General features: G+C 73.0%; 11 protein-coding genes and 1 pseudogene. 9 read left to right on the top strand and 3 right to left on the bottom strand.

Features of this window, described 5'->3' with window-relative positions; translation table 11 throughout:
* Together ACH4E8_RS09225 and ACH4E8_RS09220 are read left to right on the top strand one after the other, a co-directional pair.
* Positions 1-684: an ABC transporter permease gene (locus tag ACH4E8_RS09225; protein ID WP_398445882.1), complete on the top strand. Its 684-nt coding sequence runs from the start codon at positions 1-3 to the stop codon at positions 682-684.
* Entirely contained in the window at positions 681-1,643 is a 963-nt protein-coding gene (locus ACH4E8_RS09220; RefSeq protein WP_398445880.1) for an ABC transporter substrate-binding protein, read from the top strand. Before ACH4E8_RS09225 ends, ACH4E8_RS09220 begins: the two co-directional genes overlap by 4 nt.
* A 117-nt stretch (positions 1,644-1,760) precedes the next feature.
* Here the strand turns inward: ACH4E8_RS09220 and ACH4E8_RS09215 are convergent.
* Positions 1,761-2,578: pseudogene (locus ACH4E8_RS09215) on the bottom strand (SAM-dependent methyltransferase).
* Positions 2,579-2,670: 92 nt separating this feature from the next.
* Here ACH4E8_RS09215 and ACH4E8_RS09210 point away from each other — a divergent pair.
* Positions 2,671-3,099 carry a hypothetical protein gene (locus ACH4E8_RS09210; protein WP_398445878.1) on the top strand — a complete coding sequence of 143 codons (429 nt, stop codon included), beginning with the start codon at positions 2,671-2,673 and terminating at the stop codon, positions 3,097-3,099.
* A 406-nt stretch (positions 3,100-3,505) separates the two neighbouring features.
* Here ACH4E8_RS09210 and ACH4E8_RS09205 read toward each other — a convergent pair whose 3' ends face one another.
* Positions 3,506-4,906, bottom strand: coding sequence for a cystathionine beta-synthase (locus ACH4E8_RS09205; RefSeq protein ID WP_398445877.1), 1,401 nt, complete (start codon positions 4,904-4,906; stop codon positions 3,506-3,508).
* A gap of 135 nt (positions 4,907-5,041) precedes the next feature.
* On the opposite strand from ACH4E8_RS09205, the gene ACH4E8_RS09200 reads away from it, so the two are divergent.
* From ACH4E8_RS09200 to ACH4E8_RS09185, 4 genes are all read left to right on the top strand, one after another.
* A complete protein-coding gene (locus ACH4E8_RS09200; protein WP_398445875.1) occupies positions 5,042-6,061 on the top strand; it encodes an SGNH/GDSL hydrolase family protein in 1,020 nt (339 codons plus the stop codon).
* A gap of 222 nt (positions 6,062-6,283) precedes the next feature.
* A complete protein-coding gene (locus tag ACH4E8_RS09195; protein ID WP_398445873.1) occupies positions 6,284-7,504 on the top strand; it encodes an acetyl-CoA C-acetyltransferase in 1,221 nt (406 codons plus the stop codon).
* Positions 7,505-7,715: 211 nt separating this feature from the next.
* Positions 7,716-8,564, top strand: a complete 849-nt coding sequence (locus ACH4E8_RS09190; protein WP_398446119.1) for a hypothetical protein — start codon at positions 7,716-7,718, stop codon at positions 8,562-8,564.
* A 135-nt stretch (positions 8,565-8,699) separates the two neighbouring features.
* Complete coding sequence (locus ACH4E8_RS09185; RefSeq protein WP_398445871.1) at positions 8,700-9,770, top strand: methyltransferase; 1,071 nt, start codon at positions 8,700-8,702, stop codon at positions 9,768-9,770.
* A 6-nt stretch (positions 9,771-9,776) separates the two neighbouring features.
* On the opposite strand, the gene ACH4E8_RS09180 is transcribed toward ACH4E8_RS09185, so the two are convergent.
* Complete coding sequence (locus ACH4E8_RS09180; protein ID WP_398445870.1) at positions 9,777-10,748, bottom strand: NmrA/HSCARG family protein; 972 nt, start codon at positions 10,746-10,748, stop codon at positions 9,777-9,779.
* 96 nt (positions 10,749-10,844) lie between these two features.
* Here ACH4E8_RS09180 and ACH4E8_RS09175 point away from each other — a divergent pair, with 96 nt between their 5' ends.
* Both ACH4E8_RS09175 and ACH4E8_RS09170 read left to right on the top strand, forming a co-directional pair.
* A complete protein-coding gene (locus ACH4E8_RS09175; protein ID WP_398445868.1) occupies positions 10,845-11,327 on the top strand; it encodes a MarR family winged helix-turn-helix transcriptional regulator in 483 nt (160 codons plus the stop codon).
* A 456-nt stretch (positions 11,328-11,783) separates the two neighbouring features.
* On the top strand, positions 11,784-12,869 hold the full coding sequence (locus ACH4E8_RS09170) for an ADP-ribosylglycohydrolase family protein (RefSeq protein ID WP_398446117.1): 1,086 nt from the start codon (positions 11,784-11,786) through the stop codon (positions 12,867-12,869).
* Positions 12,870-13,074: the final 205 nt, after the last annotated feature.

Below are 13,074 nucleotides of genomic sequence, written 5' to 3'. Positions count from 1 at the left end.
ATGGGTGAACTCCTCAAGGACCTGGGCTCCTGGCTGACCAGCGGCGACCAGTGGTCCGGCGTCGACGGCATCGCGAACCGGCTGGCCGAGCACCTGGAGTACTCGCTGATCGCCACCGTCGTCGCGGCGGTGATCGGGCTGCCGATCGGGCTGCTGATCGGCCACACCGGCCGCGGCGCGTTCCTCGCGATCAACCTCTCCTCCTTCGGCCGGGCGCTGCCGACCGTCGGGCTGATCGTGCTGGTGTTCCTCGCCAGCGGGCTGTCCATGACCCCGGTGTACGTCTCGCTGGTCGCGCTCGCCGTCCCGTCTATCGTCACCAACACCTACGCCGGGATGCGCGCGGTCGACCCGGAGGTCCGCGACGCCGCCCGTGGCCAGGGCATGCGCGCCCACCAGGTGCTGCTGCGGGTGGAGGTCCCGCTCGCGGCGCCGCTGATCATGACCGGGCTGCGGCTGGCGCTCATCCAGGTGGTGGCGACCGCCACCATCGCCGCTTACGTCAGCTTCGGCGGGCTCGGCCGGTACGTCTTCGACGGGCTCGCCCAGCGCGACCTGGTGCAGGTGCTCGGCGGCGCGGTGCTCGTCGCGGCCGTCGCCCTGGTCCTCGACCTCGCCCTCGCCGGCGTCCAACGCGCCCTCTTCGGCAACCGTAGCCATCAAGGACGGACCACATCACCATGACCGTGCATCAGCCCCCGTACCCCGACGTCCGTCGGCGCGCCCTGCTGGGCGGGCTGCTCGCCGTCGCTTCCGTGCCCGCGCTCGCCGCGTGCGGCGGCGGCATCACCTCCCTCGAAGGCGAGGGCGGCGACGTCTCCGGCGGCGGGTCCAGCAAGGACGGGATCACCATCGGCACCGCCAACTTCACCGAGAACCAGATCCTGGGCCATCTGTACGCCGCCGTGCTGAAGGAGGCGGGGGTGAAGGTGCGGGTCCGTCCGAACATCGGCAGCCGCGAGATCCTCTTCCCCGCGTTGCGCGGCGGCGACATCGACCTGCTGCCCGAGTACCAGGGCGCCCTGCTGCACCACCTGGACAAGAAGTCCCGGGCGACGGAGGAGGGCGAGATGCAGAACCGGATCGCCATGGCGCTGCCGGCCGGGCTCCAAGTGCTGCCGTACGGCCTCGCGGAGAACTCGGACGCCTTCGCCGTCACCCGCGAGACGGCACGGGAGTACGGCCTCTCCTCCCTCGCCGACCTCGCGAAGCACAACGGCGAGCTGACGATCGGGGCGCTGCCCGAGGTCAAGACCCGGGTCGTCGGGGTGGTCGGGCTGAAAGAGGTGTACGGGGTGGAATTCAAGGAGTTCAAGTCGCTGGACTCCTCCGGCCCGCTGGTGAAGAGCGCGCTGAAGAAGGGCGACGTGGACGTGGCGAACCTCTTCACCACGGACGTCGACATCAAGGCGGAGGGGTGGGTGGTGCTCAGCGACCCGAAGGGCCTCGTCCCGGGCCAGCGCGTCGTCCCGCTGATCGCCGACCGCAAGGCGGACTCACGAGTGCGCAAGGCACTGGCCGGGCTGGGCGCGGCCCTGACGACGGACGCTCTGACGGAGCTGAACCGCCAGGTCGACAAGGACAAGAAGGACGCGGAGGACGCAGCGGCCGACTGGGCGCGGAAGGCGGGCCTCGCCAAGTAGCCCCGGCCACGGCCCGTACGACGCCGTACGCCGTACTCACGTGGCGGGCGCGTGGGTACGGCGTACGGCATCGGGCATCGGGCATCGGGCATCGGGCTACGGGCTACGGGCTACGGGCTACGGGCGGCGCTTGTCCGCGAACACCCACCGGTTGCCCGCCAGCGCGTCGTTCGGCTCCGGCAGCGGACCGCGGCCGTGGCGCAGAGTGAATTCGAACGGGGTGCGCACGGACGTGGACCAGCCCTTGTCCGCCAGGTCCCCGGCGGAGTCGGGCCGCGGCTCACGGACGAAGAGGGAGAGCAGGTCGATGCCGATCTGCCGGGCCGTCTCGGTGTAGAGCGGGCTGTCGCGGTGCTTCCACAGGTCCTCGTCGAGCTTGACCTCGTACGCCAGCGCGCTGCCCGGCGCGGTCAGCCCGTGCACGGCGTCGAGGAGCCGGGTCTCGGCGGCGGCGGACAGGTGGAAGAGCAGCCCTTCGGCGAGCCAGACGCTGGGCGCGGCGGGGTCGGAGCCCGCGTCGGCCAGGGCCCGGGTCCAGTCGGCGCGGAGGTCGGTCGGCACGGGGACCCGCGTCGCCCGGGGAGCGGCGCCCAACCCGTCGAGCACCCCGTGCTTGAACGCCAGCACGCCCGGCCGGTCGACTTCGAAGACCACCCGGTCCCCGGGCCGGTCGAGCCGGAACGCCCGGGTGTCCAGGCCCGCTCCGAGCAGCACCGCCTGTCGTACGTCAGCCGCGTGCGCGGCGCGGAGCAGGAAGTCGTCGAGGACCCGGGTCCGCAGGCCGAAGTAGCGGGCGAACCGGCCCCAGAGCGGTCGGTCGCGCCGCGCGGGACGTGCCGGGGGCGGACCGGCCAGTGGGCGGACGCGGGGGCGGCGCGCACGAAGTGCTCCGCGTAGACGTCCCGGGCCAGGGAGTCGGGGCGGTGGGTCTCGATGGCGCGCGCCGCCCGTGTCCCGTGTCCCGTAGGGGAAAGACGGGGGGTAGCCCCACTGACGGGCGGAGACGGGGGCCGTAGCGTTGAGGACTATGGAAGCCCGCGATCCTGAGCTCAGGAAAGAACTCAACGCCACGCTCAACGCCCGTCGCGACCTCGGCGAGGAGTACGAGTCGGCGCTGGTCGACTCGTTCCTGGAGAAGGTCGAGCAGCGCGTGGACGGCGCGGTGGACCGCCGGGTGCGCCGGCAGATGGCCGAGCAGCAGATGGTGGTGGCCCGGGGCGCGAAGGCGCCGCAGTTGCCGGTGGACGCGAGCTTCGGCGAGCGGTTCGGCTTCGGGATCATATCGATCATCCTCGCCGTGCCCCTGACCGCGATAGGCGTGGTCAATGCCGGGCTCAAGGGCCTGATCGTGACCTGGCTGGGCATCGTCGGCGTCAACGCGGTGCACGCCGCCCGCGGCTGGCCGTGGCTGGGCCGGGAGCGCAATCGCGAAGAGAAGTCCGACTGGACGGACTGACCGGGAGGGCCGAGGGGCAGTCAGGCCCGCGCCACGGGACGATCACTCGGGGAGATGACGCGGGGGCCGCCGCACACCTTCGGCCGCCGGCCGGAGGTCGGGACGACGACGGTCCCCGCGTGGGACGCGGCCGCGGCCCGGTGAGGGCCGGGCACCGCCGCGTCCAGGCGCCGTCGGGACCGGGAGCCGCTCCGAAGCCCGTGACGCCGGTGTGGTGCCGGTCGAGGCGCCCGCTACGCGAGGCGCCCCGCCGACATCCACCACTGTTCCCGCTCCGTGTTAAGCCCGTGCTGCGGCCGTGTGAAAACTGCCGGTCGGCCGGACCACCACGACGGCCCGACAGACCGCCGACCCGCCAGCCGCCAGCCGCCGACCGGGCAGCCCGGCGGCCCGGCAACCCGTCGCGCTACTTCGCGTTGCCCGCGAGGAACGACAGCAGGTCCTGCCGGCTGACGACCCCCGTCGGCTTCCCCTCCACCAGCACGATCGCCGCGTCCGCAGCGCTCTGCGCCGCACCGAGCACCGCCATCAGCTCGGACACCGGCTCCCCCGAGCCGACCTGCGGCAGCGGCGGGCTCATGTGCTTCTCCAGCGGGTCGGCGAGCACCGCGGCCCCGGCGTAGAGGGCACCCAGCAACTCCTTCTCCACCACCGAGCCGATGACCTCCGCGGCCATCACGTCCGGGTGCCCGGCGCCCGGCTTGACGATCGGCATCTGCGACACCCCGTACTCCCGCAGTACGTCGATCGCCTCGCCGACGGTCTCCTCCGGGTGCATGTGCACCAGGCTGGGGAGCGCGCCGCCCTCCTTGTGGCGCAGCACGTCACCGACGGAAGCCGACGGGCCGGCCTCCTCCAGGAAGCCGTAGTCCGCCATCCACTCGTCGTTGAAGATCTTCGAAAGGTAGCCGCGTCCGCTGTCCGGCAGCAGCACGACGACCACGTCCTCCGGTCCGAGCCGCTCCGCGACGCGCAGCGCGGCGACGACCGCCATGCCGCAGGAGCCGCCGACGAGCAGCCCCTCCTCCTTCGCGAGGCGCCGGGTCATCTGGAAGGAGTCCTTGTCGGAGACGGCGACGATCTCGTCCGTCACCGTCCGGTCGTACGCGGTGGGCCAGAAGTCCTCGCCGACGCCCTCGACCAGGTACGGGCGGCCGGAGCCGCCGCTGTAGACCGAGCCCTCGGGGTCCGCACCGACGATCTCGACCCGGCCGTCGCTGACCTCCTTGAGGTAGCGCCCGGTGCCGGAGATGGTGCCGCCGGTGCCCACGCCGGCGACGAAGTGGGTGATCTTCCCCGCCGTCTGCTCCCACAGCTCGGGACCGGTGGTCTCGTAGTGCGAACGGGGGTTGTTCGGGTTCGAGTACTGGTCCGGCTTCCAAGCGCCCGGCGTCTCCCGCACCAGCCGGTCGGAGACGTTGTAGTAGGAGTCCGGGTGCTCGGGGTCGACGGCGGTGGGGCAGACGACGACCTCGGCGCCGTACGCCCGCAGCACGTTGATCTTGTCCGTGGACACCTTGTCCGGGCAGACGAAGATGCACTTGTAGCCCTTTTGCTGGGCCACGATCGCCAGCCCGACGCCGGTGTTTCCGCTGGTCGGCTCGACGATGGTGCCGCCGGGCTGGAGGGCGCCGCTCTCCTCCGCCGCCTCGATCATGCGCAGGGCGATGCGGTCCTTGACCGAGCCGCCCGGGTTGAAGTACTCCACCTTGGCCAGGACGGTCGCCTGGATGCCCGCCGTCACGCTGTTCAGCTTCACCAGCGGCGTGTTGCCGACAAGACTGATCATCGAGTTGTGGAAGCGCACAATTGTTCTCCGGGATCTGGCGTTGGACCGATTGCGTTGAACCGATTGAGGGTGCGCTCCAGCGTATGCGGAGGTGACCGTGATTGGGCGACGGCGGTTACCGGGCAGTTAGCTCTTGACGACAGGAGGTGGCGGGTGTCGGGAGCGAGAGTGGCGCGACGCATCGCTGCGGGCGCGGCCTACGGAGGCGGCGGCATCGGCCTGGTCGGAGTGGCTGCCGTGGGGCTGCTGCTCGCCGAGGTCCAGCTCGCGAAGAGATCGGTGGGCGGCGGCCTCGCGCCGTTGCCCCCGCGGGGCGACGGGCTGTACGGGCTGGCGTTCGGCCGCGCCCAGCCGCTGTTCCTCGGGGTGCTCGGCGATTCGACGGCCGCCGGCCAAGGGGTGCGGCGCGCGGGCCAGACGCCGGCGGCGCTGCTGGCGTCCGGCCTGGCCGCGGTGGCCGAGCGCCCGGTCGACGTGGTGAACGTGGCGCTGCCGGGCGCCCGCTCGGACGACCTGGAGCGGCAGGTGACGCTGCTGCTGTCGGACACGTCCCGGCTGCCGGACGTGTGCGTGGTCATGATCGGTGCGAACGACGTGACGCACCGGATGCCGCCGACGGAGTCGGTGCGGCACCTGTCGTCGGCGGTGCGCCGGCTGCGTACGGCCGGGGCGGAGGTCGTCGTCGGCACCTGCCCCGACCTGGGCACGATCGAGCCGGTGTACCAGCCGCTGCGGTGGCTGGCCCGACGGGTGTCCCGACAGCTCGCCGCGGCCCAGACGATCGTCACCGTGGAGCAGGGCGGGCGCACGGTCTCGCTGGGCGACCTGCTGGGCCCCGAGTTCGCGGCGAACCCGCGCGAGATGTTCTCGGTGGACAACTACCACCCCTCGGCGGAGGGGTACGCGACCGCGTCCATGGCGCTCTTGCCCACGCTGTGCGCGGCGCTCGGCCTGTGGCCGGAGGCGGACCGGCTGGAGGCCGCGCGGGACGAGGACGTGCTCCCGGTGGCCCAGGCGGCGGCCACGGCGGTACGGGAAGCGGGCACCGAGGTCACGGCGGCGCGCGCCCCGTGGGCCCTGCTCAAGCACCGGCGCCGGCGCCGCATCCGCCCCGAGCACCTGGGAGAACACCCGCCCCAGGGCACGGAACCGGCCGTTCCCGAACTCCCCTGACCTGCCCGCCCCGGGGGCGTGACGAGCCCGCCACCGGGCCGCAGACACCAGCACCGCCGCACCCCGGGGCGCCACCACTCCCGCCGCGGCGACCACCGCCCTCCTGCGCAAAGCTGAGCGCGCGCTTAGAATTGAGGTGACCATCACACCCCCTCGCCCGTGACCCCGCACCTACCTGGCGGTAGCTTCCATCCAGTCCTCCCCCTCTCCCCTGGAGCCGTGATGCCCGAAGCCGTCATCGTTTCCACCGCCCGCAGCCCCATCGGCCGGGCCTTCAAGGGCTCCCTGAAGGGCCTGCGCGCCGACGACCTCACCGCGACGATCGTCGGGGCCGCGCTGGCGAAGGTGCCGGAGCTGGACCCGCGCGGCATCGACGACCTGATGCTGGGATGCGGACTGCCCGGCGGCGAGCAGGGGCACAACCTGGGGCGGATCGTCGCGGTCCAGATGGGGATGGACCACCTCCCCGGCTGCACCATCACGCGCTACTGCTCATCGTCGCTCCAGACCTCCCGGATGGCGCTGCACGCGATCAAGGCCGGTGAGGGCGACGTCTTCGTCTCGGCCGGCGTCGAGATGGTCTCCCGCTTCGAGAAGGGCTCCTCCGACGGGTTGCCCGACACCAAGAACCCGCTCTTCGACGAGGCGCAGGCGCGCACGGCGAAGACCGCGGAGGGCGGTGTCGACGACTGGCACGACCCGCGCGAGGACGGCCGGGTGCCCGACGCGTACATCGCGATGGGCCAGACCGCGGAGAACCTGGCCCGGCTCAAGGGCGTCACGCGCCGGGACATGGACGAGTTCGGCGTACGGTCCCAGAACCTCGCCGAGGCGGCCATCGCCAACGGCTTCTGGGAGCGCGAGATCACCCCGGTGACCACCCCGGACGGCACCGTCGTCAGCAAGGACGACGGCCCGCGCGCGGGCGTGACGCTGGAGGGCGTCGAGGGGCTGAAGCCGGTGTTCCGCCCGGACGGCCTGGTCACCGCGGGCAACTGCTGCCCGCTGAACGACGGCGCCGCCGCGCTGGTGATCATGAGCGACACCAAGGCGCGGGAGCTGGGCCTGACCCCGCTGGCCCGGATCGTGTCCACCGGCGTCTCGGCGCTCTCCCCCGAGATCATGGGGTACGGCCCGGTGGAGGCGTCGCGGCAGGCGCTGTCCCGCGCGGGGCTGACGATCGACGACATCGACCTGGTGGAGATCAACGAGGCGTTCGCCGCGCAGGTCATCCCCTCCTACCGGGACCTCGGCATCGACCTCGACAAGCTGAACGTGAACGGCGGGGCGATCGCGGTGGGCCACCCGTACGGCATGACCGGCGCCCGGATCACGGGCACGCTGATCAACGGCCTCCAGTTCCACGACAAGCAGTTCGGCCTGGAGACGATGTGCGTGGGCGGCGGCCAGGGCATGGCGATGGTGATCGAGCGGCTCAGTTAGCCTCCGGAAGGTGCGGTCCGGGTCCCCGGAGAAAAAGGGGGCCCGGATTCGAAGAATCGTTTCCGCAGGTCAGCGGCCCACCCGGGTCAGCCCTAGGCCAAAAGTCCTGTCCACTTCGTGACGTAATGCACTGACAGCAGGGGCAGCCTCATCGCAAGCTGAGGTAGGAATTCGGGGTGTCGATGAAACAGGGAGTACGTCAGTGAGCGCCATGTCTCTTGCCCTGCTGCTGACCTGCGGCGCAGCCACGGTCGTGGGCGCCGCCGCCCTGCACGCCGCCCACGGGCTCCGCCGGCAGGTCACCGCCCTCCGGGCGGAGCTCGCCGAACACGCCGCCCACGCCGCCGTGCAGCCGGCCGCCGCCTCCGTGCCGCAGGCGCGACCCACGCCCGCCGCCGAGATACGCGCGGCCGTCGCCGAAGCCCTCGCCGAGGAGCGCGAGCGGGAGCTCGCCGAGGCGCGCGCCTTCTGGGCCGCGCAGGAGGCCCGGGACGCCGCCGATGCGCCCGCGCCGCTGGTCGGCGGGGCGTCCGCGCCCGGCTCCACCGGCGCCCCCGGCGATGAGCTGCCCTTCTACGTGCCGCGCCAGGCCGACTTCGTCGGTCTTGAGGCCGTCGACTACGACATGACGGAGGCGCTGGAGGACATGGCCGACCTCCCGGAGGCGCCGGAGTTCGCCGAGGACTCCCCCGAACTGGCCGCCGCCCGCCGCCGGCACCCCTCGCACCCGGACTTCGTGCCCGTGCAGACGCCCGTGGTCACCGACCAGGAGCGCACGGTGGCGCGGCTGGAGGAACTGGCGCAGGCCCGCACCGAACTCGCCGACGTACGGCCCGGCCCCCTCGGCACGCTCGACGTGTACGTCTTCGTGGACGGGACGACGCTGTGCCTGACCCCCGGCCACCGCGAGACCGCCGAACGCCTGGCGCAGGCGCTGCGCGACGGCGACACCCCGGTGCTGCTGGGCGGTTCCGGCGTCTCCGGCGCGTACGCCCTGACGTTCGTCTGCGGCGGGGAGACGGTCTACATACTCGCGGACCGCGTGATCGCCTCCCTCTGACCCCCGCCGCCCCCCGCCGCCCCCTGCTGGACCCCGGTCGAACTTCTGGCGGGAACCGAACGGTCGGTTCCCGCCCGCTGGCATGCTGTCCCCCCGGTCGAGCCGGTGCCAACCGGCCCTCAAGGAGGCGTGTCCATGGCAGACGAGAAGACGGCTGGCGCGAAGACGGCTGACGAGTTGGCGGCCGGGCGGCGCAGCGCGGCGCTGGTCGTGGCGCAGGCGGTGGGGTTCCTGTACCCGGCGGCGCTGCGTGCGGCGGCGGACGCCGGGGTGGCGGACCACCTGGCCGACGGCCCGCGGACGCCCGCGGAGTTGGCGGCGGCGACCGGGAAGGACGCCGGGGCGCTGCACCGGGTGCTGCGGCTGCTCTCGACGCGGGGGCTGTTCGCGGAGGACGACCGCGGGCGGTTCCGACTGACGCCGGCCGGGGACGCGTTGCGCAGCGACGCCCCGGTTTCGGCGCGTTCCGCGGTGCTGATGCTGACGGACCCCACGATGTGGCGGCCGGCCGGGGAGATGAGCCGCTGCCTGGCGGACGGCGGTTCGGCCTTCGACGCGATCTTCGGCATGCCGTTCTTCGACCACTTCGCCCGGGACGGGGCGACGGCGGCCGTCTTCCACGCAGGCATGGCCTCCATGTCGGACGCCGAGAACGCGCCGATCGCCGCGGCCTACGACTTCCCCGACGGCGCGCGGGTCGTCGACGTCGGCGGCGGTTACGGCGGGCTGCTCGGCGAGGTGTTGGCGGCCGGTCCCACGCTGCACGGCGTGCTGTACGACCGCGCCCACGTGCTCGCCGGCCACCGCCTGGCCGCTCCCCCGCCGCACGGCGCGGACCCCCAGGGCCGGTGGGAGACGGTCGAGGGCGACTTCTTCGCGGCCGTGCCGACCGGTGACGTGCTGATGCTCAAGCGGATCCTGCACGACTGGGACGACGAGCAGTGCGTGACGGTCCTGCGGCACTGTCGGGCCGCGCTGTCCCCGGGCGGCCGGGTGCTGGTGATCGACGCCGTGATCCCGCCGGGCAACGAGCCCCACCAGGGCAAGGACCTGGACCTGATGATGATGGCGTCGCTGACCGGCCGCGAGCGCACGGAAGCGGACTTCGCAGCGCTCCTCGCCCGCGCGGGCCTCCACCTCCACCGGGTCCACCCGACCCCCACGGTCCTCTCCATCGTGGAGTCCCGCGCGACACCGACGCCTTGACGGTGCTCAGCGGGCGAACTCCGCGGCGTGCTGCGCCAGCCACTCGGGGAGCGACTGGAGCGCTGGGTTGAGCGCCCGGACGGCGGCCAGGTCGCGGTCGCCGGTGAAGGCGTCGGCGGCCCGCACGTAGTACGCGAACATGTTCGCCACCTCGTCCGCAGCGAAGGGCGCGGCCGCCCGGTACCCGTCGAGGCTCATCGGCCGGTAGGCGACCTCCTCGCCCAGCGCCGTCGTGAACAGTTCGGCGAGCTCCGTCCCCGTGTGGTGCGCGCCGGCGATGCTCACCGTCCCGCCGGCCAACTCCGGGCGGCGGAAGACGCCGAGCGCGGTCCGGCCGATGTCGTCGGAGGCGATCGCGGCGAGGGGCGCGCCGCCCAGGGGCAGGGTGATCGCGAGCGTGCCGTCCTCGCCCCGCACCGGTCCGTTGCCCCGTAGGAACGCCTCGTAGAAGAAGGCGGTGCGCAGGAAGGTGGTGGGGACGCCCGCCGCGGTGAACAGCCCGTCCGCCTCGGCCTTGGCGTCGAAGTGGGGCACCGTGTAGTCGCCTTCGAGCAGCGGCATCCGGTCGGCGCCGCTGCCCAGCACCGGGCGGGTGTCCTCCAGGGTGGACCAGATCACGTGCCGGAGCCCGGCGGCCCGCGCGGCGCGGGCCGCGTTCCCCGCCTGCTCCAGTTCCATCTGCGCCGCCGTGCGGCGGCGCACGTCCTCCTCGGGGCGCGGGGCCCAGAAGTTCGTGACGACGAACGCGCCGTACGCACCGTCGAAGGCGGCGCGCACCGACGCCTCGTCGTCGAGGTCGGCGGCCACCACGTCGGCGCCGCCCTCGGCGAGGCGGCGGGCGGCGGGCGAGCCGGCGTCGCGGGTCAGGGCGCGCAGGGCGAACGGCCCGTCGGGGTCGGCCAGGATCGCCCTGGCGAGCCCGCCGCCCTGCGAACCGGTCGCCCCCACCACGGCAATGGTCTTCTTCGCTGCGGACATCGTTCTCCCCTGCCCCTAGGTTGATGTATCAACTCCCGCGACCGCAACACTACGACCGCTAGGTTGACACGTCAACGGGAGGTTAGGATCGTGGCCATGTCCGACGAGCCCTGGCTGACCGAGGCCGAGCAGCGCGCGTGGCGGTCCTACCTCCACATGCAGCGCATGCTGACCGCCCACCTCGCCTCCCGCCTGCAACACGACTTCGACCTATCGGCGGCCGACTACGAGATCCTGGTGAACCTCTCGGAGTCCGCCGACGGGCGCATGTGCCCGAGCGACCTGGCCGCGGCGACCCAGTGGGAGAAGAGCCGGCTGTCCCACCACATCACCCGGATGGAGCGCCGCGGCATGGTCTCCCGCGAGCCCTCCCGCACCGGCCGCTACCCCGACGTCCAACTCACCGAAGCGGGCCGCGCCGCGATCCGCCGCGCCGCCCCCGAACACGCCGCGGACGTCCGCGCACTCTTCGTGGACGTCCTCGGCCCGGAGCGCCTCGAACGCTTCGCGGAGGACTGCCGCACGGTCACGGACGCACTGGACCGCGAGGAGAAGGCGCCCCGTTACCCGAAAGTATGATGCTTTGCATCAGGACGTGGACCGTCGAACAGGCCCCAGACGCCCGAGGAAGAGGCAGTGAACTCCGACCGCAGCGACGCCGGACGCCCCCGATTCGTCGAGATAACGACCAACCTCCGCCTCTTCGAGGACGACGGAGCCGGTCAGCGGATCGTCGGCGGACCACCGCGCTACCAGTACCGGACGGACCGCCCGGTGCGGTACGTGGCGGTGGCGAACACGGAGAACGCCCTCGTCGGCTACCTGTGGTTCAACGACGAGGACGACGCCGCCGGTTGGCTCCCCCTCAGGTCCACGGGGACGCTCGGCGGCGAGTGGCGGGAAAGGCTCCACGCGGGCAAGGCCCGCGGCTACGCCCCCTCCCAGACGGTGACCGAGCTGATCCAGCTCTGGCCCTCGTCGACGTACACCCACATCGTCCAGGGCTCCCTCGCCGAGGCCCGGACCCAGCGGGCGCTGCGGGAGTCCGCCGGCTACTTCAACACGGACCGCGTCCGGAGGGCGGCCGACGGCTCCCTCTTCGGCCTCGCCATCGGCGACGCCATGGGCTATCCGACCGAGTTCCTCGACATGCGGCAGATCGCGGCGGAGTTCGGCCCCTGGGAGGAGATGGGGCTCCCGCTGTCCGCCGGCGACGTCGTCCGGGTGACCGACGACACGCAGATGGCGCTGTCGGTCGGCGAGGCGCTCGCGGAGCTCGGCGCGGGCGCCACCGGGCCGCGCGAAGCCGCCGCCGCCCTCACTCCGTACGGCGTGGAAGCAGCCCTGCGCAAGCACTTCGTCGGCTGGCTGCACGACCCCGACAACAACCGCGCCCCCGGTCAGACCTGTCTGCGGGCCTGCGCCAACCTCGAACGCGGCATGCGCTGGCAGGACGCCACCGTCATCAACTCCAAGGGCTGCGGCGCCAACATGCGCGTCACGCCCGTGGCACTGGTCCCGGCCCTGAGCGCCGACCAGCGCGCGGGCATCGCCCAGCTACAGGCCGCGCTCACCCACGGCCACCCCACCGCGCTCGCGGCCAGCGACCTGACGTGCCACGCCACCTGGCTCCTCGCGCACCGCTGCCCGCTCGACGAGCTCCTCCCCGAACTGCGCGCGTACGCCCGGAAGTCCCGCAACACCTACCACGGGGACTGGCTCGGCGACCTGGCCGCGAAGGCGGGCGCACCGGACCCGGCGTCGTTCATCGCCTTCGGCTGGGACGAGTGCCTGCGCGCCCTGGACACCGCGGCCGAGGCGCTGCGGGTCAAGGACCTGGAGCGGGACCCCTGTGAGGCGGTCGGGGCGAGTTGGGTGGCCGAGGAGGCGCTGGCCACGGCGGTGTACTGCCTCCTGGTCGTCAAGCACGACGGCTACCCGCGCTCCGTCGTCCAGCGCGCCTCCCACTCCTCCGGCGACTCCGACTCCGTCGCCGCCCTCGCCGGCGCCTTCGCCGGCGCCCACCGCGGCTACACGTCCTGGCCCCCGGAGTGGCGGGCCGCGCTGGAGTACGGCACCCGCATCACCGCGCTCTCCACGCTCTGGGACGCGGTCGACTAACGCGCCCGCAGGAACTTGCCCGCCCCGGCGCGCCCCCTCTGGACGCATCCGCCGTACCCCTGCGGGCGCGTCGCCATCTGCGGCCCGGTGGGTGGCTGATCGCGCAGTTCCGCCCCCCGTGCCCTGCGGGCACGGGGGGCGGAACTGCGCGACAAGCCCACCACCAGGCCGCAGGGACCAACGCTCCCGCAGCACAACGGCGCGC

The organism is Streptomyces sp. NPDC017979, from assembly GCF_044328175.1.
Taxonomy (GTDB): domain Bacteria; phylum Actinomycetota; class Actinomycetes; order Streptomycetales; family Streptomycetaceae; genus Streptomyces.
This window is presented reverse-complemented; position numbering and strand designations above follow the sequence as displayed.